General features: G+C 31.7%; 21 protein-coding genes. 13 read left to right on the forward strand and 8 right to left on the reverse strand.

Translation table 11 applies throughout. From position 1 onward, the window contains the following. Window positions 1–4: 4 nt before the first annotated feature. Together MHM83_RS02810 and MHM83_RS02815 are read right to left on the reverse strand one after the other, a co-directional pair. A complete protein-coding gene (locus tag MHM83_RS02810) occupies window positions 5–922 on the reverse strand; it encodes a hypothetical protein (RefSeq protein ID WP_239178322.1) in 918 nt (305 codons plus the stop codon). 103 nt (window positions 923–1,025) lie between these two features. After that, a complete protein-coding gene (locus MHM83_RS02815; protein WP_239178323.1) occupies window positions 1,026–1,487 on the reverse strand; it encodes a hypothetical protein in 462 nt (153 codons plus the stop codon). A 77-nt stretch (window positions 1,488–1,564) separates the two neighbouring features. Between MHM83_RS02815 and MHM83_RS02820 the strand changes: the two genes are divergently transcribed. Continuing rightward, on the forward strand, window positions 1,565–2,674 hold the full coding sequence (locus MHM83_RS02820) for an NAD(P)/FAD-dependent oxidoreductase (RefSeq protein WP_239178796.1): 1,110 nt from the start codon (window positions 1,565–1,567) through the stop codon (window positions 2,672–2,674). Window positions 2,675–2,695: 21 nt separating this feature from the next. Beyond that, complete coding sequence (locus MHM83_RS02825; protein ID WP_239178324.1) at window positions 2,696–3,148, forward strand: 3-oxoacyl-ACP synthase; 453 nt, start codon at window positions 2,696–2,698, stop codon at window positions 3,146–3,148. Window positions 3,149–3,335: 187 nt separating this feature from the next. On the opposite strand, the gene MHM83_RS02830 is transcribed toward MHM83_RS02825, so the two are convergent. Further along, entirely contained in the window at window positions 3,336–4,271 is a 936-nt protein-coding gene (locus MHM83_RS02830; protein ID WP_239178325.1) for an ABC transporter ATP-binding protein, read from the reverse strand. A gap of 201 nt (window positions 4,272–4,472) precedes the next feature. Here MHM83_RS02830 and MHM83_RS02835 point away from each other — a divergent pair, with 201 nt between their 5' ends. Genes MHM83_RS02835 through MHM83_RS02845 form a run of 3 tightly spaced genes read left to right on the forward strand, consistent with a single transcriptional unit; the run spans window position 4,473 to window position 5,664 of the window. After that, the gene (locus tag MHM83_RS02835; protein ID WP_047788096.1) at window positions 4,473–5,003 is read left to right on the forward strand and encodes an RNA polymerase sigma factor; all 531 of its coding nucleotides are present in this window, start codon (window positions 4,473–4,475) and stop codon (window positions 5,001–5,003) included. A gap of 9 nt (window positions 5,004–5,012) precedes the next feature. After that, window positions 5,013–5,432: a hypothetical protein gene (locus MHM83_RS02840; protein WP_073182380.1), complete on the forward strand. Its 420-nt coding sequence runs from the start codon at window positions 5,013–5,015 to the stop codon at window positions 5,430–5,432. A gap of 13 nt (window positions 5,433–5,445) precedes the next feature. Beyond that, entirely contained in the window at window positions 5,446–5,664 is a 219-nt protein-coding gene (locus MHM83_RS02845) for a hypothetical protein (protein ID WP_047788095.1), read from the forward strand. Window positions 5,665–5,706: 42 nt separating this feature from the next. Here MHM83_RS02845 and rimK read toward each other — a convergent pair whose 3' ends face one another. The 4 genes from rimK to MHM83_RS02865 all read right to left on the reverse strand — a co-directional run bounded on the left by rimK (window position 5,707) and on the right by MHM83_RS02865 (window position 11,476). Continuing rightward, complete coding sequence (rimK, locus tag MHM83_RS02850; protein WP_047788094.1) at window positions 5,707–6,579, reverse strand: 30S ribosomal protein S6--L-glutamate ligase; 873 nt, start codon at window positions 6,577–6,579, stop codon at window positions 5,707–5,709. Between the two features lie 3 nt (window positions 6,580–6,582). Then, on the reverse strand, window positions 6,583–6,996 hold the full coding sequence (locus MHM83_RS02855) for an ATP-dependent zinc protease family protein (RefSeq protein WP_047788093.1): 414 nt from the start codon (window positions 6,994–6,996) through the stop codon (window positions 6,583–6,585). 129 nt (window positions 6,997–7,125) lie between these two features. Continuing rightward, complete coding sequence (locus MHM83_RS02860; protein WP_239178326.1) at window positions 7,126–9,204, reverse strand: M13 family metallopeptidase; 2,079 nt, start codon at window positions 9,202–9,204, stop codon at window positions 7,126–7,128. Window positions 9,205–9,316: 112 nt separating this feature from the next. Further along, a complete protein-coding gene (locus MHM83_RS02865; RefSeq protein WP_239178327.1) occupies window positions 9,317–11,476 on the reverse strand; it encodes a prolyl oligopeptidase family serine peptidase in 2,160 nt (719 codons plus the stop codon). Between the two features lie 141 nt (window positions 11,477–11,617). Here MHM83_RS02865 and trxA point away from each other — a divergent pair, with 141 nt between their 5' ends. The 5 genes from trxA to MHM83_RS02890 all read left to right on the forward strand — a co-directional run bounded on the left by trxA (window position 11,618) and on the right by MHM83_RS02890 (window position 17,921). Next, on the forward strand, window positions 11,618–11,977 hold the full coding sequence (trxA, locus tag MHM83_RS02870; RefSeq protein ID WP_047788090.1) for a thioredoxin: 360 nt from the start codon (window positions 11,618–11,620) through the stop codon (window positions 11,975–11,977). A 304-nt stretch (window positions 11,978–12,281) separates the two neighbouring features. Next, window positions 12,282–13,253, forward strand: coding sequence for a ribonucleotide-diphosphate reductase subunit beta (locus tag MHM83_RS02875; RefSeq protein WP_047788089.1), 972 nt, complete (start codon window positions 12,282–12,284; stop codon window positions 13,251–13,253). 174 nt (window positions 13,254–13,427) lie between these two features. After that, window positions 13,428–15,815: a ribonucleoside-diphosphate reductase subunit alpha gene (locus tag MHM83_RS02880; RefSeq protein ID WP_239178328.1), complete on the forward strand. Its 2,388-nt coding sequence runs from the start codon at window positions 13,428–13,430 to the stop codon at window positions 15,813–15,815. Window positions 15,816–15,883: 68 nt separating this feature from the next. Beyond that, a complete protein-coding gene (locus MHM83_RS02885) occupies window positions 15,884–16,546 on the forward strand; it encodes an SMI1/KNR4 family protein (protein ID WP_167712581.1) in 663 nt (220 codons plus the stop codon). A 37-nt stretch (window positions 16,547–16,583) separates the two neighbouring features. Continuing rightward, window positions 16,584–17,921 (forward strand): deoxyguanosinetriphosphate triphosphohydrolase, encoded by a 1,338-nt coding sequence (locus MHM83_RS02890; protein WP_047788086.1) that lies wholly within the window; start codon window positions 16,584–16,586, stop codon window positions 17,919–17,921. Window positions 17,922–17,973: 52 nt separating this feature from the next. On the opposite strand, the gene MHM83_RS02895 is transcribed toward MHM83_RS02890, so the two are convergent. Continuing rightward, a complete protein-coding gene (locus MHM83_RS02895; RefSeq protein WP_047788085.1) occupies window positions 17,974–18,546 on the reverse strand; it encodes a DUF3109 family protein in 573 nt (190 codons plus the stop codon). Between the two features lie 110 nt (window positions 18,547–18,656). Here MHM83_RS02895 and MHM83_RS02900 point away from each other — a divergent pair, with 110 nt between their 5' ends. From MHM83_RS02900 to MHM83_RS02910, 3 genes are read left to right on the forward strand one after another with little or no spacing between them, the layout of a single operon-like run. Continuing rightward, window positions 18,657–19,238, forward strand: a complete 582-nt coding sequence (locus tag MHM83_RS02900) for a MarC family protein (RefSeq protein WP_047788084.1) — start codon at window positions 18,657–18,659, stop codon at window positions 19,236–19,238. A gap of 2 nt (window positions 19,239–19,240) precedes the next feature. After that, the gene (locus tag MHM83_RS02905) at window positions 19,241–19,855 is read left to right on the forward strand and encodes an FAD-dependent oxidoreductase (RefSeq protein WP_159610635.1); all 615 of its coding nucleotides are present in this window, start codon (window positions 19,241–19,243) and stop codon (window positions 19,853–19,855) included. Between the two features lie 17 nt (window positions 19,856–19,872). Further along, window positions 19,873–21,003 carry an endonuclease gene (locus MHM83_RS02910; protein WP_167712582.1) on the forward strand — a complete coding sequence of 377 codons (1,131 nt, stop codon included), beginning with the start codon at window positions 19,873–19,875 and terminating at the stop codon, window positions 21,001–21,003. Window positions 21,004–21,008: the final 5 nt, after the last annotated feature.

Here is a 21,008-nt window from a genome sequence, read left to right on the forward strand (position 1 = left end):
ATTTTTATTTCCTTTTAGGAACTGTTTCTCTTTTTATTTTAGTACGTTTTCTACCGCTACTCCTTACAGCTGGTTTTGTAGTATTTGTTTTTTCTGCTTTTAAATACTGGATAAATTCTATACCAGAAAAAATATATGTTGTTCTTGAACTTACGTGCTTTAATCGTATTGTTTCGTCATTTATAACGGTTAAATCAAACTCTTCAGTATCTCCGTTATCATAATTAAGTGTTAAATATTTTAGATTGTTTTCTCCTATAACATTTCTAACAATATAACTTCCTTCAAAATCCCAATTTATATAATCAACATTTGTGCCAAAAGGGTCATGTGATGAATAGAATGTCACATCATTTTTATGAGTAAATTTTAGATAATGCTCGTTATCAAAAGGATTTGGAGCACCTCCAGTTTCATCAGTTCTTTCCCAAGCTTTAAATTCTTGTAAGAAATACTCAATATTTTCATAAAACAACATGTTATAATCAAATGTATCTGTTTGATACCCTACTAGATAATAACTTACATTTTGTGATAAATCATCAATTCTAATTTCGTTATTAGAAAGTTGTACTACATCAAATTCAAAATATCCATCTATATCATGACGCGTTTCTAAAATTGTTCCGTATGTACTATAGTTACCAACAGCTATACCTAAACCATTTCCTGTTTTACCAATATCAACAATATTATTATTTGCATACATGGTTCCGTTTAAAAAAGAAATAGTAAAAGCTCTTGATAAAAAAGGAACTTCGCCACTACCAGTTGTTCTGTGATAATCTACATACCATAAATCATAACTTGAAATATATTCGTTTAAAGAAAAACCATCATCTACAATTTCATTTCTTACAACACATGACGTAAGTGTTACACCACCAATAAGTAGTATTAAAAGTAATTTTATACGTTTCATAAGCATTCATTTTATGGTTATGCTTATAGGTTTTCAAATTACGTGCCAAAAATAAAAAACACCTCTTTTTTGAGGTGTTTAAAGTTATTCTATACTAAGGTTTTTATTGCATAAAGACCTTATCTTTTTTTATAATGCTTTCTATTTTAACGTAGTGTGTTTTCTCTTCAATAATATAAGAAACCATTGCTTCATTTTCTTTTAATTCAAAAGGAAATTCTTCTGCAGGAGTGTTACCAAACTCTTTTTTTGGGTCAGCATGTAAAATAAGATCATTTAACTCATTAGATGAGGTTTTATAACGAGCAGTAATGTATTGTTTATCATTATGTTGCTCAACAATAGCCTTGGTAATCCTATTTTGAAAATATACTTTTTGAAAGTCAACTGGCTTCTCAGCAGTAAAATTAATAATCAAGTTAGTAGAGTTATAACTACCTTTTACACCTCCTGTTACATGAGAATAACTTGCAGATTCTATTTTGAAAGGATGATTGTTCTCCATTTTTACACTTGCGCATTTAGTAAAGCTTAGAGCTAAAATTAAGATTCCAATTAATTTCATAGAGTTGTTTTTTAATGTTTAAATTTAGACATTCAAGGAGTGTGCCAAGTCACAAATATAATCAGATTTATATGAAGTTGAATTTCAGTTACTGGGAACTAAAAGAGTGGTTTACAAATGTTGATTTTACTGTAGTAGGAAGTGGAATTGTGGGGTTAAATTGTGCATTACAATTAAGAGAAAAATACCCCAAGGCAAAAATTCTAGTTTTAGAAAAAGGAGTGTTACCACAAGGAGCCAGCACTAAAAATGCAGGTTTTGCTTGTTTTGGAAGTTTATCTGAACTGATAGATGATTTAAATACACATACCGAAGAAGAGGTTTTTAGCTTGGTAAAAAAACGTTGGCAAGGTTTACAGCTTTTACGCACCACACTGGGCGATAAAAACATAGATTTTCAACAAAATAAAGGATATGAATTGTTTTTAACAAAAGAGTTATATGAATCGTGTTTAGAGCAAAAAACATCGATAAATGAGCTTTTAAAGCCGTTGTTTTCTAAGGATGTTTTTTCAGTTGATGATAACAAGTTTGGGTTTCAAAATATTCATCAACAATATATAACCAACCAGTTTGAAGGGCAAATAGATACTGGTAAGATGGCGGCTAAGTTGTTAGAAAAAGTTTTGTCCTCAGGGGTGAAAATTATCAACAATATACAGGTTGAAGAATTTATAGAAAACAACGATGAAGTAGAAGTAAAAACGAATCAGATTGAGTTTACTACTAAAAAATTATTCATTGCTACCAACGGATTTGCAAATAAATTATTGAAAGAAAATGTACAACCTGCACGAGCACAGGTATTAATTACTAAACCGATTGAAAATTTACATATAAAAGGAACTTTTCACCTAGATAAAGGATATTATTATTTTAGAAATATTGATAATAGAATTTTGTTTGGAGGAGGAAGAAATTTGGATTTTAAAGGTGAAGAAACTGATGAGTTTGGACAAACATTGCTTATTCAAAACAAATTAGAAGAAATTTTAAAAACAACAATTTTACCGAATACTAAAGTTGAAATAGAACATCGCTGGAGTGGAATTATGGGGGTTGGAAATCAGAAAAAAGCGATTGTAAAACAGCTTTCAAATAATGTGTTTTGTGGTATACGATTAGGAGGAATGGGAGTTGCTATAGGAAGTTTGGTAGGAAAAGAGTTAGCACAACTTGTAAATTAGTATTACTTAGAAAAGTAAGAAATGAATATTAAAGAAGAACTATACAAACAATGTGAGTTGTATGTAAATAAACGTTTACAAACTGTAGAAGAAACAATTTCTTCTCATCAAAAAGCATTACAATCTGAAACAAAAAGTTCTGCAGGAGATAAACATGAAACCGGTAGGGCAATGCTACAGTTAGAAATGGAAAAAGCGAGTCAGCAACTTAGTGGAATTGCTCAAATGAAAGAAACACTTGCTAAAATTAATACAGATACAACTTCAAAAATTGCTCATTTAGGCAGTGTAGTTATAACCACCTCAACTATAAACTATTTCATTAGTGTGAGTGTAGGATTGTTAACTTTTGAAAATAAAAAATACTTCGCAATATCTCCATCTTCACCTATTGGAAAGTTAATTTTAGGTAAAAAGGAGGGTGAATCTTTTGAATTCAACGGAGCAAAAAGTGTCATTAAAGAAATTTTTTAAGAAAAAGTAGGGTAAAACAAAAATAACTTGTTTTACATGCAGGAAAGGTTGTTATAACCAGAACAGAAAAAGAAGCTATAATACACTTTTATCTTTTGGTGTTTAAGATGGTAAGGGTGTATTTTTTTTAGAAAATAATTTATTTTAAGATAGTTGAGTAATAATTATAGAGATAGTTATTATTGGTTTAAACAGTCTCTTTTAACTTAAATGAGACTGTTTTTTTATGCTCAATATTTTCAAAGTGGTTTATAAAAACGGATTGGTTGTTATAAGCAACTTCTATTAGCCAATACCCCCCCTTAAAATAAGACTTCAATACAGTTCCTTCTAGTTTTGATGGTTTTTTGGTAATCTCAAGTAAGTTAGGATATAGTAGTAATGTTTGTTTATTTATGGTGAGTTCGTTTACATCATCAAATAAAGAAGCAACATACTTTTCTTTTCGGTTTTTATATAAGTTTGTTGGACTGTCATGCGCAATGATTTGGTTGTTGCGGATTACCATCATGGTATCAGCAAAAGAAAGAGCATCATTTCCATCGTGCGTAGCAACAATACAGGCAATATTTTTCTTTTTTAAATAAGCAAACAATCGTCTTCTTAATGAGTTCTTTTTAAAGTTATCTATTTGACTGAAAGGTTCGTCTAACAATAATAATTCTGGTTCTTTAGCCAATGCTCTAGCAATGGCTACTCTTTGTTGCTGTCCACCACTTAAGTTTTTAACTTTTTCGTTCGCTAATTCGGTCATTTCAATAACTTCCAGAAGTTCTTGTGTTCTTTCTTCAGCTTCTTTAGGGTAAAATCGTGACAAGAACTTTTTAATATTTTCACTTACAGATGTGAAAGGCATTAAGTCAAAATCTTGCGCTACATATTTAAAAAACTCCATTCCAGGAACTAAATAGTGTTCAGGTCCTAAAATTTGAATATCATTCCAATATAAGTTCCCTTTATCAACATCTAGTAAACCATATACAATTTTTAAAAGTGTAGATTTTCCACAACCGCTTTCACCCATTACACACAAGTGCTCACCTTTTTGAAGTGTAAAATGGATGTTTTCTAAGGTTTTTTCTTTAGATGGATAAGTGAATGAAATATTATTTACTTGTAGCATGGTTGCAAAAATACATAAAGGTTTAAGATAAATTATAAACAAGATTTTTCATTCCAAGTTTCTCTTTAAATAGTCTTCTTTTTTAAAAAATTAGCTCTAAGTATATTTGTTATAAATGGTATGAAGAGTTTTTTTAAAAAAAATGCAATAGAAAATAAAAAGTACGTCTTTATAATTGAGGAGCTCAAAGAAAGCCTATAAATGAACCAAGAAACGGAAAATAAAAAGAAATTAAAAGCCTTTTTTGATAAAGAATATGGTGCCCTTAAGTCTTATGTTGGAACTAAAATTAAACAAAGTATTCATCAAGATGCAGAAGATATTATTCAAGAAGTTGCTTTAAAATTGTTTTCTGGAGTTAATGGAAATTCACCGATAAACAATGTAGCTAGCTTTGTTTACAGGTCTCTAAAAAATAAAATCATTGATAATTTAAGAAGAAAGAAATACGAAGCTTCAGCTTCAGATATTGATGAAATAAAACTGATTGAATTTACAGAGGTTTTATATGGTACTCCTGATAATACGTACTCTGAAGTAATGAAAAAGGAACTAGAATTAAGAATAATGAACCTTAAACCTGTATATAAAGAAATAATTATAGCTATTGATTTTGAAGGGTACACATACAATGAACTATCGGAGGAACTTAAAGTACCTGTTGGAACATTAATGTCAAGAAGACATCGAGCATTAGGAATATTACTTAGAAAAATTGAAAACAAAAAATAAAAATAAAAGATGGAAAATTTGTTTAAAGAAAGAAGAGATGGAGAATCTCCAGGAATATTTGTAGGAAGAATAATATTCGGAATAATTGCAGTTTTAATGCTTGCAATACTTTTTGGATATGCAATTATGTGGCTTTGGAATAACCTTATGCCAGATATTTTTGGATTACCAGTTATTAACTACTGGCAAGCAGTAGGGTTATTTATTTTAGCTAAAATTTTATTTTCTTCTAGTGAATGTGGAGGAAAACATAAATCAAAGAAATATTCTAACAAAAGAAGAAAACACAAGTTCAAATCACATTATGAAAAGAACTGTAAAGGAAAGTTTTCAGAATGGGAACATTATGATAGGTTTTGGAAAGAAGAAGGCAGTGAAGCTTATCAAAAATATGTAGACAAATTAAATAAAGAAACGGAACAAGAATAAAAACCATTGAGTTATGAAACTATTTATCTATGGAACCGATATTGACACAAAGAAAAAAGAAGATTCTATACGTCAGTTATTTAATAAAGATAATAATATAATTAATATATCTATTGATCTTGAAGATGTTGATAATGTTTTAAGAATAGAGGCAACTGATATTATAACAGAAGCTGACATTATAAATAAAGTAAAAGAAAAAGGATTTAACTGTATGGAATTAGCAGATTAAATATTAAAACAAAACCGACATTATTTAATGTCGGTTTTGATTTTAAGCACTTCTTTCTACGTAACGTATAATACTTTTTGCTATATCTTTTCCAGTAGCTTTTTCAATGCCCTCTAAACCAGGAGAAGAATTAACTTCTAAAATCAAAGGACCTCTATCAGACTGTAACATGTCTACACCGGCGATACCTAATTTCATTGCTTTTACAGCTTTTAAAGCAGCATTTTCTTCTTCATCAGTTAATTCTATAATTTCTGAAGTTCCTCCCCTATGTAGGTTGGATCTAAATTCACCTTCTTTTCCTTGACGCTTCATAGCTCCAACAACAACACCATCTACCACAAAAACACGAATATCAGCACCTTTAGCTTCTTTAATATATTCTTGAACAATTACACGAGCTTGCAAACCATTAAAAGCTTCTATAACAGACTCAGCTGCTTTTTTGGTTTCTGCTAACACAACACCTAAGCCTTGTGTTCCTTCTAAAAGTTTAACAATTAAAGGAGCTCCTCCTACTTTTTTTATAATTTCTGAAGTGTCTTTTGAATAATTAGTGAAAACCGTTTTTGGAAGTCCTAAATTTGCTCTTGAAAGTACTTGTAAACTACTTAGTTTATCTCTAGAGCGTACCAAAGCTTGAGACTCTACAGCAGAAAATACTTTCATCATTTCGAATTGACGTACAACTGCGGTACCATAAAAAGTAACTGAAGCACCAATACGAGGAATAATAGCGTCAACATCGGTTACAAGCTCATGATTGTATACTATCGCAGGCTTTCTTTTTTCGATAATAAGATCACATTTGGTATGGTCTAATACGACCATTTCATGTCCTCTTTTTTCGCCTGCTTCTACTAAGCGTTTGGTTGAATATAATTTAGGGTTTCTAGAAAGAACAACAATTTTCATTTTTTATATTTCTTTTGATGTGATGTTTTTTTGTGAAACGTCCACAATAAATTTTTTGTTTAAAAATTTTCTACCAATTAATACTGGATAATTCATTTTACCTCTATCTGATAGTGATAGTTTTATTTTATATTTTTTACCATAAAAAATAGCGGAGGTGGAAACAACATATCTTTTTTGTTTCTTTCCGTTTGAGCTTCTTATGCTTTTAACTTTATACTTTGTTGTTTGGAGCAATTTATTATTATATTTTTCTGTTTTTGGGCAGAGTAATATAAACTCTAACACTCCGTCTTTTTCTTCAATATGCTTACAATGTATTGCAGAAGTATAGGCTCCTGTATCAATTTTTACAGGTAAATCTTCTATTTCCCAGTTTAAAAAGGATATTTTTTCAATCCTTCCAATTAGTCTCATTCTATTAAAAATTAAGGAGGGCGAATTACTTACTATTTTTTGGAATATACAAAACTTGTTGTTAATTTTTGGAAAACAAAAAACCAGTGTATATACACTGGTTTAAAGGTACTTATTTTTTAATTGAATTTACCAAATTCTTACACGATCTTCTGGTTTTAAGTACATTTTGTCTCCTTCTTTAACATCAAATGCTTCATAAAAAGCATCTACGTTTTTAAGAGGCATATAAGCTCTGTACATTCCAGGAGCGTGTGTATCAGTCATGATACGGTTTTTTAATGCTTCATCACGCATTTTAGTTCTCCAAATAGTTCCCCAAGAAAGGAAGAAACGTTGTTCAGGAGTAAATCCGTCAATTTTTTCTGGACGACCATTCTTTTCTAAGAAAATTTGTAATCCTTCATAAGCAGCTTGTACACCACCTAAATCACCAATATTTTCACCTAAAGTAAACTCACCATTTAAGTTCATACTATCAATAGCAACAATATCACTAAACTGCTTTATTAATTTGCTTCCTGCTTCTTTAAACTTTTCTGAATCTTCTTCTGTCCACCAATTTTTTAAGTTTCCGTCACCGTCAAAACGAGCACCAGAATCATCAAAACTATGAGAGATTTCATGACCAATAACAGCTCCAATTCCTCCATAATTTACAGCTTCATCAGCTTTGTAGTTATAGAAAGGAGGTTGTAAAATAGCTGCTGGGAATACGATTTCATTGTTGACAGGATTAAAATAAGCGTTAACAGTTTGAGGAGACATTCCCCATTCAGTTCTATCTACTTCTTTACCTAATTTATCCATATCTTTTTCAAAGTTCCACTTACGAACATTAACAGCGTTGTCAAAATAAGTACCTCCCTCATCTAATCCTTTAACAAGTAAAGTTGAGTAGTCTTTCCATTTATCAGGATATGCAATTTTAACAGTTAATTTGTGTAATTTTTCTAAAGCTTTTTCTTTAGTTTCAGCACTCATCCAAGGTAATTGCGCAATACGTTTTTCAAAACCTAACATTACGTTATCAATCATTTCCTTAGCTTTTTGCTTCGCTTCTGGTGGAAATTTCTCATCTACATATAACTTACCTAAAGCTTCGCCAATAGCGCCATTTAAATTAGCTAAAGCACGTTCGTCTCTTGGACGTTGTTGTTTAGCTCCACGCATTTCTTTACTGTAGAATTCCCAGTTAGCTTTTTCTAAATCAGTAGATAATAAACCTAATGAGTTGTTGATAGCATTCCAACGTAATGATAATTTAACAGTTTCAATAGGACTATTTTTAAGTACTTCATTCATTGCTTTGAAATACCCTGGATCTGTAACAATAACTTTATCGATACTATCTACTCCAATACCTTTTAAATGAGCTTCCCAATCAATTACAGGAGCCAATTCAGCTAATTCAGCAAGAGTCATTGGGTTGTAAATTTTACGTGTATCTCTACGCTCTTCTTTTGTCATTCTAGGTTCAGCTAAACTCTTTTCGAAAGCAACAATAGTTGCTGCATTCTTTTTAGCTGTAGCTTCATCATCACCAAATTCTTGTAACATTTTAGCTACAAATACCTCATATTTTTCAAGCTTGTCTTTTACCTTTTCATCTACGTAGTAATCTCTTGATAAACCAAGTCCGCCAGCTCCCATGTAACCCGCATTCATACTACTGTTCTTAAGGTCGTTAAACACTCCAAAACCATAAAAACCAGCACCCCCATAAGGAGCCATATTGGTAATGAAAGTTTGTACGTCGTTTAAGTCTTTAATTTCTTCAATTTTTTGAAGAAAAGGTTGTACAGGTGCTTTACCTGCTTTATTTCTAGCTACGGTATCCATGATGGTTTCGTAGTAGTTTACCGCTTTTTCTTGATCAGAATCTATTTCGTTTCCTTCAGCATCTTTTATTTTTGGGAAGTTACCTTCTTCAATAGCCTTGTTTAAGATAGCTAATACATCTTTGGTAGTGGTTTTTCTTAATTGATTAAATCCTCCCCAAGAAGTTTCATCAGCAGGAATTTCAGTGTTATCAATCCAAGAACCGTTAACATATCTAAAGAAATCATCGGTAGGTTTAACCGAAGTATCCATGTTTTCTAAAACAATTGCCTGTACTTTTTCTTCAGGCTTTTTATCTGTTTTACATGCAATAACTCCTAAAGAAGCAACGGCAGTAGTAAACAGCATTTTGTGAATGGTTTTCATTTTTAATGTTTTTTGAATGAATCTTAATTTTAACAAACTACCTCGAGATTTTGTCCCGAGGTAGTAAATTTACTCTAAATAAGAGTCTGTTTTTATAAAAATGTTACAGTTTTTAACTTTTTATTTTCGATTTTGGAGCATTTGGTAATGTTTCAAATCCCATGTTGAATAATGTAAATCCAAAAATATCAGCATACTGCTCAATAGTTTTTGCTACAGGAGTTCCTGCTCCATGACCCGCATTGGTTTCAATTCTAATTAATACAGGGTTGTCTCCTTGTTGTTTTTCTTGTAATTCAGCAGCAAACTTAAAACTATGAGCTGGTACTACACGATCATCATGATCACCAGTAGTTACCATAGTTGCAGGATATTGAGTTCCTTCTTTTACATTGTGTACTGGTGAATATCCTTTTAAGTATTCAAACATTTCTTTGCTTTGTTCAGAAGTTCCGTAGTCATACGCCCAACCTGCTCCAGCTGTAAATGTGTGGTAACGTAACATATCTAACACGCCTACTGCAGGTAAAGCAACTTTCATTAAATCAGGACGTTGTGTCATCGTAGCTCCTACTAATAAACCTCCGTTTGATCCTCCTCTAATAGCTAAGTAATCAGATGAAGTATAGTTTTCTTTGATTAAGTATTCAGCAGCAGCAATAAAATCGTCAAAAACATTTTGCTTTTTTAACTGTGTACCTGCATTGTGCCATTTTTTACCATACTCTCCACCACCACGTAAGTTAGGTACAGCGTACACACCACCTTGTTCCATCCAAACCGCATTGGCAATACTAAAACTTGGAGTTAAGCTTACATTGAATCCGCCATAACCATATAAAATAGTAGGGTTTTTACCGTTTAACTCTAATCCTTTTTTATAGGTAATAATCATAGGAACTTTTGTTCCATCTTTTGAAGTATAAAATACTTGCTTACTTTCATAGTCATCTGCGTTGAATGAAATAGCGGGTTTCCAGTATAGTTCATAAGTTCCATCTTCTGGGTTGAACTTATATGAAGAACTTGGAGTGTTGTAATTGGTAAAAGAGAAGTATAATTCTTTTGCATCTGTTTTTCCTCCAAAACCACCTGCAGAACCTACACCTGGTAGTTCTACTTCACGGATTAATTTTCCATCAAAATCATATTGTAATACTTTAGAAACAGCATCTACCATATATTTTGCAAAGAAGTATCCAGCTCCTGTTGATGGAGATAATACATTTTCAGTTTCAGGAATAAAATCTACCCAGTTTTCTGGAGTTGGGTTTGCAGCATCTACAGTAACAATTTTCTTATTAGGAGCATTCAAGTTGGTTACTAAGTATAACTTACTTCCTCTACTGTCTATTACACCAGTATCACTATCAAAATTGTCAATGATAGGTGTTAATTTACTATTAGGGTTTGTTAAATCTTTAATAAATAACTTGTTTCCAGAAGTTGAGGTTGAAGCAGAAATTAATAGATATTTGTTGTCTTCTGTTAAATATCCACCAACATAACGGTGTTTTTCTTCTGGAGTAGCCCCAAAAATAACTTCATCGGAACTTTGAGGAGTTCCTAACTTATGGAAGTATAATTTATGTTGATCTGTTTTAGCAGATAATTCACTTCCTTTAGGTTTGTCATAACTAGAATAGTAAAAACCTTCGTTTCCTTTCCAAGCTATTCCAGAAAATTTTACATCAACTAAAGTATCTTCTTTAATTTCTTTGGTTTCAGCATCCATTATAATAACCTTTCTCCAATCACTTCCTCCTTCAGAGATTGCATAGGCTACAGTTTTTCCGTCTTTGGTAAAGCTTACTGAAACTAACGATGTAGTTCCATCTTCAGCAAACGTATTAGGATCTAAGAAAACTTCTTCTTTACCCTCTTTATCTTTTCTGTATAGAACATATTGGTTTTGCAATCCATTGTTTTTATAAAAATAGGTGTAATCACCTTCTTTAAATGGAGTTCCTACTTTTTCATAGTTCCATAATTCAGATAAACGGTCTTTTAACTGTTTACGATATGGAATTTTGTCTAAGTAATCGAAAGTAACTTCATTTTCAGCTTTTACCCAAGCTTCAGTTTCGGTACTTCTATCGTCTTCTAACCAACGATAGTTATCAGTTACTTTAGTACCAAAATATTCATCTACAACAGGCTTTTTAGTTGTTTCTGGATAGTTCACACTAATATTTTTTTTAGATTGCTTTTCTTCTTTACAAGAAACTAAAATTGTTCCTGCACAAATAATGGGAAGAAGGATTTTTCTCATGATTAAAAAATTGGTTAATTAGACCAAAGTTAGAAGAAAAACACTCATAGTCATTTATTTTAAGATGATTTTAACAAAAACAGCTTTGTAAATCTATTGAAATAAAAACGACTACCTTTACGTAATTATAATACAATAAGCATGACTGAAAATTTAAACAAAGAAGCTTTTTTAAAAAAGGTTTTTAATTATGAAGAAAATAAAGAATGGAAGTTTGAAGGAGAATTACCTGCAATAATTGATTTTTATGCTGATTGGTGTGGACCATGTAAAGCATTAGCTCCTGTTTTGGAAGAATTAAGTGCAGAGTATGAAGGGAAAGTTCATATTTATAAAATAGATACAGAAGCAGAACAAGAATTAGCTGCTGCTTTTGGAATAAGAAGTATTCCTTCTATGTTATTTTGTCCTGCTAACGATGAACCTCAAATGGCTCATGGAGCATTACCAAAAAAACAAATTGAACAAATAATAGAGGATGTTTTAAAGGTTAAAAAATAACCTAAAAAAGAAGAATACAAAGGTTTAAAAAGTGGCGCAAAAAGTGTCACTTTTTTTATGTTTAAACACAAAATAAGAAACTCAGTGAGTATCACTTGTCAAGCATTTTTTTTAATTTTAAGTATTTGATTTGTAGGTTTTTGTAAAATGTAAAAAATATTGTAAATTGAAGAAAAAAAAGTGTTTTGTTAAAAACTTCAAGGGATTTGTGAATAAGTATAGCTTTCAAAATATAGCAATTTTTCCAATCTTTGTTTCTGTACTCAGGGAATAAAAATAACAAACTAAAAAGAGCTTAAAAAGCATGGCATCGATTGAACCAATTTTACAAGAAAACAAAGACAGATTTGTAATTTTTCCAATTCAACATAATGACTTATGGGAATGGTATAAAAAGCAACAAGCTTGTTTTTGGACTGCTGAAGAAATTGATTTACATTCAGACTTAACAGACTGGAACACTAAACTAACAGACGATGAGCGTTACTTTATTAAGCATGTTTTAGCATTTTTTGCCGCATCTGATGGAATTGTAAATGAAAATTTAGCAGAAAACTTTGTAAACGAAGTTCAATACTCAGAAGCTAAGTTCTTTTATGGTTTCCAAATCATGATGGAAAATATTCATTCAGAAACGTATTCATTATTAATTGATACATATATAAAGGATGAAGAAGAGAAAGATAGGTTATTCAAGGCAATTGAAGTTTTTCCAGCAATTAAAAAGAAAGCAGATTGGGCTTTAAAATGGATTGAATCTGATTCGTTTGCTGAGCGTTTAATTGCTTTTGCAGCAGTTGAAGGAATTTTCTTTTCAGGTTCTTTCTGTTCAATTTTCTGGTTAAAGAAACGTGGGTTATTACCTGGGTTAACATTCTCAAACGAGTTAATTTCTCGTGATGAGGGTATGCATTGTGATTTTGCTGTACACTTACACAACAATCACTTAGTAAACAAAGTGCCAAAAGAAAGAATAAGAGATATTATTATCTCAGCTTTAGATATTGAAAGAGAATTTATAACGGAGTCTTTACCTGTGAGTTTAATAGGTATGAATGCAACGTTAATGACTCAGTATTTAGAATATGTTACCGATAGACTACTTTTAGAATTCGGATGCGAAAAAGAGTATGAGTCTACCAATCCATTTGATTTCATGGAAATGATTTCTTTGGAAGGAAAAACTAACTTCTTTGAAAAAAGAGTATCAGAGTACCAAAAAGCCGGAGTAAAATCTGGAGGTACAGGAAGCATCAGCTTTGATGCAGATTTTTAGGAACCAATAAGCTGCTATTTCCCCTACATGCAGTATTACTCAGCTAGAGCACTTTTTTCAGTGCTTTAGCGTTATAATCGTTTCAAAAGAAACAAACTAGTATTAACATTTTACATGTTGTCATAAACAACTATGTTTTGACGACGCTATTAACCAACAAAAACCAATATCAATATGTATGTAGTAAAAAGAGACGGCAGAAAAGAGCCTGTGATGTTCGATAAAATCACAGCAAGGGTTAGAAAAATGTGTTATGGATTAAACAATATAGTTGATCCAGTAAAAGTAGCAATGCGTGTTATTGAAGGACTGTATGATGGGGTAACTACTTCTGAATTAGATAATTTAGCAGCAGAAATTGCTGCGACAATGACAACTGCTCATCCTGATTATGCGAAATTAGCAGCGAGAATTGCCGTATCTAACTTACATAAGAATACCAAAAAATCGTTTTCGGAAACAATGACCGATTTGTACGAATATATCAATCCACGTACAGGAAATAAAGCTCCTTTACTAGCAGATGATGTGTACAAAATTATCATGAATAATGCCGATAAATTAGATTCAACAATTATCTACAGTCGTGATTTTAATTACGATTATTTTGGTTTTAAAACATTAGAACGTTCTTATTTATTAAAGTTAAACGGAAACATTGTTGAACGTCCACAACAAATGTTAATGCGTGTTGCGATAGGTATTCACAAAGAAGATATTGACGAGGCAATTGCTACATACGAATTGATGAGTAAAAAATATTTTACCCATGCAACACCAACATTATTTAACTCAGGTACGCCAAAACCACAAATGTCATCTTGTTTCTTGCTACAAATGCAAGACGATAGTATTGATGGAATTTATGATACTTTAAAACAGACAGCTAAAATTTCACAATCTGCAGGAGGTATAGGTTTATCTATTCACAATATCCGTGCTACGGGAAGTTATATTGCAGGTACTAACGGAACATCAAATGGTATTGTACCAATGTTACGTGTATTTAACGATACAGCACGTTATGTAGATCAAGGAGGAGGAAAACGTAAAGGTTCTTTTGCAATGTATTTAGAGCCTTGGCATGCAGATATTTTTGACTTTTTAGACCTGAAGAAAAACCACGGTAAAGAAGAAATGCGTGCGCGTGATTTATTCTATGCAATGTGGATTTCAGACTTATTCATGAAGCGTGTGCAAGAAGATGCTGACTGGACGTTAATGTGTCCACATGAGTGCCCTCATTTATACGATACGTATGGTGAAGAGTTTGAGCGTTTGTATACAAGTTATGAAGCTGCTGGGAAAGGAAGAAAAACTATTAAAGCACGTGATTTATGGGAGAAAATCTTAGAATCACAAATAGAAACAGGTACTCCGTACATGTTGTATAAAGATGCAGCAAACCGTAAGTCAAATCAAAAGAATTTAGGAACGATTCGTTCTTCAAATTTATGTACTGAGATTATGGAGTATACTGCAGAAGATGAAGTAGCAGTATGTAACTTAGCATCAATAGCAATACCAATGTTTGTTGCAGAAGATGAAAACGGAAATAAGTTCTTCGATCATCAAAAGTTATTTAAAGTAACGAAAAAAGTAATCCGTAATTTAGATACAGTAATTGATCGTAACTATTATCCTGTAAAAGAAGCAGAAAACTCTAATTTCCGTCACCGTCCAGTAGGATTAGGAATTCAAGGGTTAGCTGATGCTTTTATTATGTTACGTTTACCGTTTACTTCAGAAGAAGCGAAGAAGCTTAACCAAGAAATTTTTGAGACATTATATTTTGCAGCTGTAACCTCATCAATGGAAGTTGCTAAAACAAAAGGGGCCTATTCAACTTATGAAGGTTCCCCAATGTCACAAGGAGAATTCCAGCACAATATGTGGGGAATCAAAGACGATGAGTTGAGCGGTCGTTGGGATTGGGAAAAACTACGAAAAAACGTAAAAAAACATGGAGTTCGTAACTCATTATTAGTAGCGCCAATGCCTACAGCATCTACCTCTCAAATATTAGGAAACAATGAAGCTTTTGAACCATATACTTCTAATATCTACACACGTAGAGTATTATCAGGAGAGTTTATCGTAGTAAATAAACATTTATTAGAAGATTTAGTAGAGTTAGGTTTATGGGATAATGATATGAAGGAAGATATTATGCGTGCCAACGGATCAATTCAACATATTGATGCTATTCCACAAAACTTAAAAGATTTATACAAAACCGTTTGGGAAATGAGTATGAAAGATATTATCGATATGGCACGTCATAGAGGATACTTCATCGATCAATCTCAATCGTTAAACTTATTTATGCAAGATCCTGATTATGCGAAGTTAACCTCAATGCACTTCTACGCATGGAAATCTGGATTAAAAACAGGAATGTATTATTTACGTACCAAATCTGCTGTAAATGCGAAGCAGTTTACGTTAAATATAGAAAAGAAGGAAGAAGACAAGCCAATGAGTACAGATGAATTCAAAGCGATGGTTGAAGCTTCTAAAAATGCAGAAGGACCAGACGATTGTTTAATGTGTGGATCTTAAGCTAGAATTAAATTAAAAGTGATAAAGAGAAGTCGATAGGCTTCTCTTTTTTAATATTTTAGAGGTCTATGGAGATAAAATATTTTATAATTCTTGGCATTTTTTCCGCCGCTGTTGCTATTTTAAGAAAGAATAACAGAATTGATTCAGGTAAAATAGAAAAGAAAAAAGCTGTTAGGAGTAAAGCAAAAAGTTTGCTAGATAAATTTAGGAATTCTACTGATTACAATCATCCTATTTCTAAAAGTATAGTTAGGTTATTAGAAAACTACCATTATCATGAGAATGTTGGAAAAACATTAACTGATGAAGAAATTAAAATGATTGAAGAGAAGTTAAATCTAAAACTCCCAAAGTCATATAAACTATTTCTGAAATATTTTGGAGATGGAGGCGATTGGGTTTTTGTACAAAATATAGATAGCATCCAAAATGGAGGCTTTTATAAAGAATACGATTACAATAAAACTTTAAACGAATTTGTTTATTTAGGAGAGGAGAAGATTATGACAGAAAGTTTACTTTCTTTAATGATAGGAGACTCAAACGGAGGAGCATGGTGTTGGTTAACTCATGAAGAGAGAAAGGATAATGAATGGTCATTAGCTTATTATATGGATGGATGTTTACATTACAAGGTGAAAAATTTTACAGAATGGTTAGAAGTAGCTGCGTCGGATAGAGAGGTTATTAGAGAATATGATATAGAAGAAAAACTAGGTTTAGGGTAAAGATTTTGTATTTTCGACAAAATTTTATTTACGAATGATGAACTGGGAACAACTCCTTTCTTTAAAACGTTTTGGTGATACCCAAAAACGTGAACGTGCAAAACAAGATGAAACTCGTTTAGGTTTTGAGGTAGATTTTGATAGAATTATATTTTCATCGGCTTTTCGTAGTTTGCAAGATAAAACACAAGTAATTCCATTATCAAAAACCGATTTTGTTCATACACGTTTAACGCATAGTTTAGAAGTATCAGTTGTAGGGCGCACGTTGGGACGAAGAGTAGGTAAAGAATTACTAGAGCGCCACCCAAAATTAAAAGAACTAGGATACACTTTTAATGATTTTGGAGCTATTGTAGCTGCGGCATCAGTAATGCACGATATTGGGAATCCACCATTCGGACATTCAGGAGAAAAAGCCATTGGAGAATATTTTAAAACGGGAAAAGGTCTTCAGTATAAAAATCAATTAACTGATTCGGAATATCAAGATTTAATAGATTTTGAAGGAAATGCCAACGGGTTTAAAATCCTAACAGAAAATAGAGAAGGAATTCAAGGAGGTTTACGTTTGTCATATGCAACACTAGGAGCTTTTTTAAAGTACCCTAAAGAGAGTTTGCCAAAGAAACCAACAAATCATATTGTAGATAAGAAATACGGCTTTTTTCAGTCAGAAAAAGATGCTTTTTTAGATGTAGCTGAAGATTTAGGGTTATTGAAAAAAGAATCTGAAGGAGTTTCTTATTATCGTCACCCATTAGCATACTTAGTTGAAGCAGCTGATGATATTTGTTATACAATTATCGATTTTGAAGATGGAATCAATCTAGGTTTAATTGAAGAAGATTATGCCTTAGAATATATGATTAAGTTGGTAAAAGATACGATTGATAGTAAAAAATACCATTCATTACAGCATACTAAAGATCGTGTAAGTTATTTACGTGCCTTAGCCATAGGAGTATTAATTAATGAAGCAGTAGCCATCTTTTTAGATAATGAAAAAGCTATTTTAAATGGAACCTTTGATAAAGGGTTATTAGATAAATGTAAATATGAAGCTCAGATTAATGATATTATTAAATTAAGTGTTGATAAAATTTACAGAAGTAAAGAGGTTGTTGAAAAAGAAGTTGCAGGATATAAAATCATAGCAGATCTTCTAGATGTTTTTGTAACTGCTTTAAATAATAAATTTGATGATAAACAATCTAATTATGATAAGTTAGTACTTAATCTAATTCCACAGGAATATCAACAAGATAAAGAAAGCTTATATGATAGAATTATGCAAATTTCAAGCTATGTTGCAGGTTTATCTGATGGATATGCTATTCGTTTACATAGAAAAATAATGGGAAATATTAGTTAAGTATATATACTAATAAGATAAAAAACGACGCTAAATAGCATCGTTTTTTATCTTATTTTTTTAAATATTTTTCTGCTGTTTTTTCAAGTTCATCATACCAGTTTTGGCCGAACTTTCTAATTAAAGCTTGTTTTACAAATTTGTATACAGGAACTTGTAATTCTTTACCTAAAGAACAAGCATCGTCGCAAATTTCCCATTTGTGGTAGTTTACGGCAGCAAATTCACTATAATCCTTTACACGAACAGGATACAAATGGCAAGAAACGGGTTTTTTCCAATCTACAATACCTTGGTTATATGCTTCTTCAATGGCACATAAGGCAGTGCCTTTATCATCAAAAATAACATAAGCACAATCGGCATCATTAATTAAAGGAGTTTCCAGTTCACCAAAATCACTAGTAATCCAAGTACCTTGTTTTTCAATAGCTTCAATTCCTTCTTTTCGTAAAAAAGGTTTAATTTTTGGGTATATTTCTTCTAAAATTATTGTTTCCTCTTTTTCAAGGGGTGCTCCCGCATCGCCATCTATACAACAAGCCCCTTTACATGCAGATAAGTTACAAACAAACTCTTTTTCTATAAGGTCTTCTGAAACGATGGTTTTTCCTAATTGAAACATAAAATGTCTTTAATATTGGGAAGTTTATATTAACTTCTTGTAAATTTAAATGCAAAAATACTAGATTGTAACATTACTTATATAATTTTGCACGCGAAAATATAGCAACTATGGACTTTAACTTCAAAGAAATCTTCACAGCCTTTATGGTATTATTTGCGGTAATTGATATTGTTGGAAACATTCCTATCATTATTGATTTACGTAAAAAAGTAGGACACATTCAATCAGAAAAAGCTTCTGTAATAGCAGGATTTATTATGATTCTGTTTTTATTCTTAGGACAGAGACTATTAAATTTAATAGGTATAGATGTACACTCATTTGCAGTGGCAGGTGCTTTTATCTTGTTTTTCCTAGCATTAGAAATGATATTAGGAATTACTCTTTATAAAGAAGATGATGAGGAAGCATTAAGTGCAACTGTTTTTCCTTTAGCTTTCCCATTAATAGCAGGTCCTGGTAGCTTAACAACACTACTTTCATTACGTGCGGAATTTAACCTTGAAAATATTATTGTAGCCGTTTTATTAAATGTAATTGTAATTTATATTGTGTTAAAAACGTCCAGAAAAATTGAAAAAGTAATTGGACCAAACGGAATAAAAATTATAAGAAAAATATTTGGTGTAATCTTGTTAGCTATAGCAGTTAAATTATTTGCGGCTAACTTTAAAATGTTAGTAGCTTAACTATGGTTTTTGATGTACTTATTGTTGGAGGAGGAGTATCAGGTATGCAATGCGCTTTAGTTTTAGGTTCTGCACTTACTAAAGAATATGCAAAAGGAAAAACAGTTGGAATTATAATGCATCAGCGTTCTTCTCACCTACAAGATGCTCTCTTTAATAATGTTTTAGGTTTAGCTCCAGAAACTTTAGGAAAAGATATTCTAGAAAGCGGTAGAAATCAGTTAAAAAATTTATACCCAGAAGTATCTCAAATTGAAAATGAAAAAGTGATAGCTGTTTTGGATGATGAAAATGGATATAAGATAATCACTAATAAAAATGAATATTACAGTAAAAAAGTTGTTATAGCCCTAAACTATTCAAAGCCTTTTGAAATAGCTGGTTTAGAACAATATGTAGAGCGTCATATTAGAGCAAATGCTATGAAAGATAGAATTCAGTTACGTAATTTCAACCACTTAATAAAAGAAGGGTTATATGTTTGCGGAACCTTAGCTGGGTGGAGAAGTCAGTTTGCAATTGCAGCAGGAAGTGGAGCAAGTGTAGCGACAGATATTTTAACAGTATGGAATGATAATGTACCTACCAAAGTACATGATAAACATAAAAAAGACTAATTATTTAAGATAGAATCATGAAGAAAATAATAGGAATAATAACAATTTTAATGTTGTTTATTAATTGTGGAGGAAGTGATAGTGATGTTGTACCAACAGAAGATAAAGTAGTAGCTGTTGATGATTCCTTTGAAGCTGAAGAAAATAAAGAGAATGTATTAGCTAGTTTTTTAGAGAATGATACTTATACTTCAGGAAATGTAAAAGTAACGTTTGAGACTAGTTCTGCAAGAAATGGAACTATAGTTAAGAGCAATAATGCTTTTATATACACGCCAGCACAAGATTTTGTAGGTACAGATTCTTTTAAGTATACTATTTGCAGTACAATTACGCCAAGTAATTGTTCTACTGCAACGGTAATCATTAATATAAATGCTTCAGCCAATGGTAATCCAGGAAGTTTTAATATCCCTTCTGAATTATCAGAATATTATAAAGATGTAGACTTTACCTTAACAGGAAGTTCTTTAAAAGATATTTTAGCTACTGAAATTATTAATAGTCATACTACCTTCTTAGATTATACGCCAGATGTTTGGAATGTATTAAAACAATCAGATTTAGACCCTAACGATAATAGCAAAGTAGTTTTAATTTATGGTCATGACGATACAGATGGTAATTATGTAACAGATAGAACTCGTAGTAAAGATGCCAATGGAGGAAATACAGGAGATTGGAATAGAGAGCATGTATACCCTAAGTCATTAGGAAATCCAAATTTAGGAACTTCAGGTCCAGGGGCAGATGCGCATCATTTAAGGCCTTCAGATGTAACTTTTAATTCTCAAAGAGGGAATAAATTATTTGCTGCAGGTACAGGGAATGCCGGAGACGTTTCAGGGAACTGGTACCCTGGTAATGAATGGAAAGGAGATGTTGCTCGTATGATGATGTACATGTACTTGCGATATGGAGATAGATGTTTACCAAAGAATGTAGCTGTCGGTTCTGTTACAGCTTCTGATAGTAATATGGTTACTTTATTGTTACAGTGGAATGCTGAAGATCCTGTATCTGATATAGAGATACAACGTAACAACGCAGTTGCTAATGCGCAAGGAAATAGAAATCCGTTTATTGATAATCCGTATTTAGCTACGGTTATTTGGAATGGTGATGCAGCTGAAAATACTTGGGAGTAGTCCCA

It is taken from the genome of Tenacibaculum sp. Mcav3-52 (genome assembly GCF_022347665.1).
Taxonomy (GTDB): Bacteria; Bacteroidota; Bacteroidia; order Flavobacteriales; family Flavobacteriaceae; genus Polaribacter; species Polaribacter mesophilus.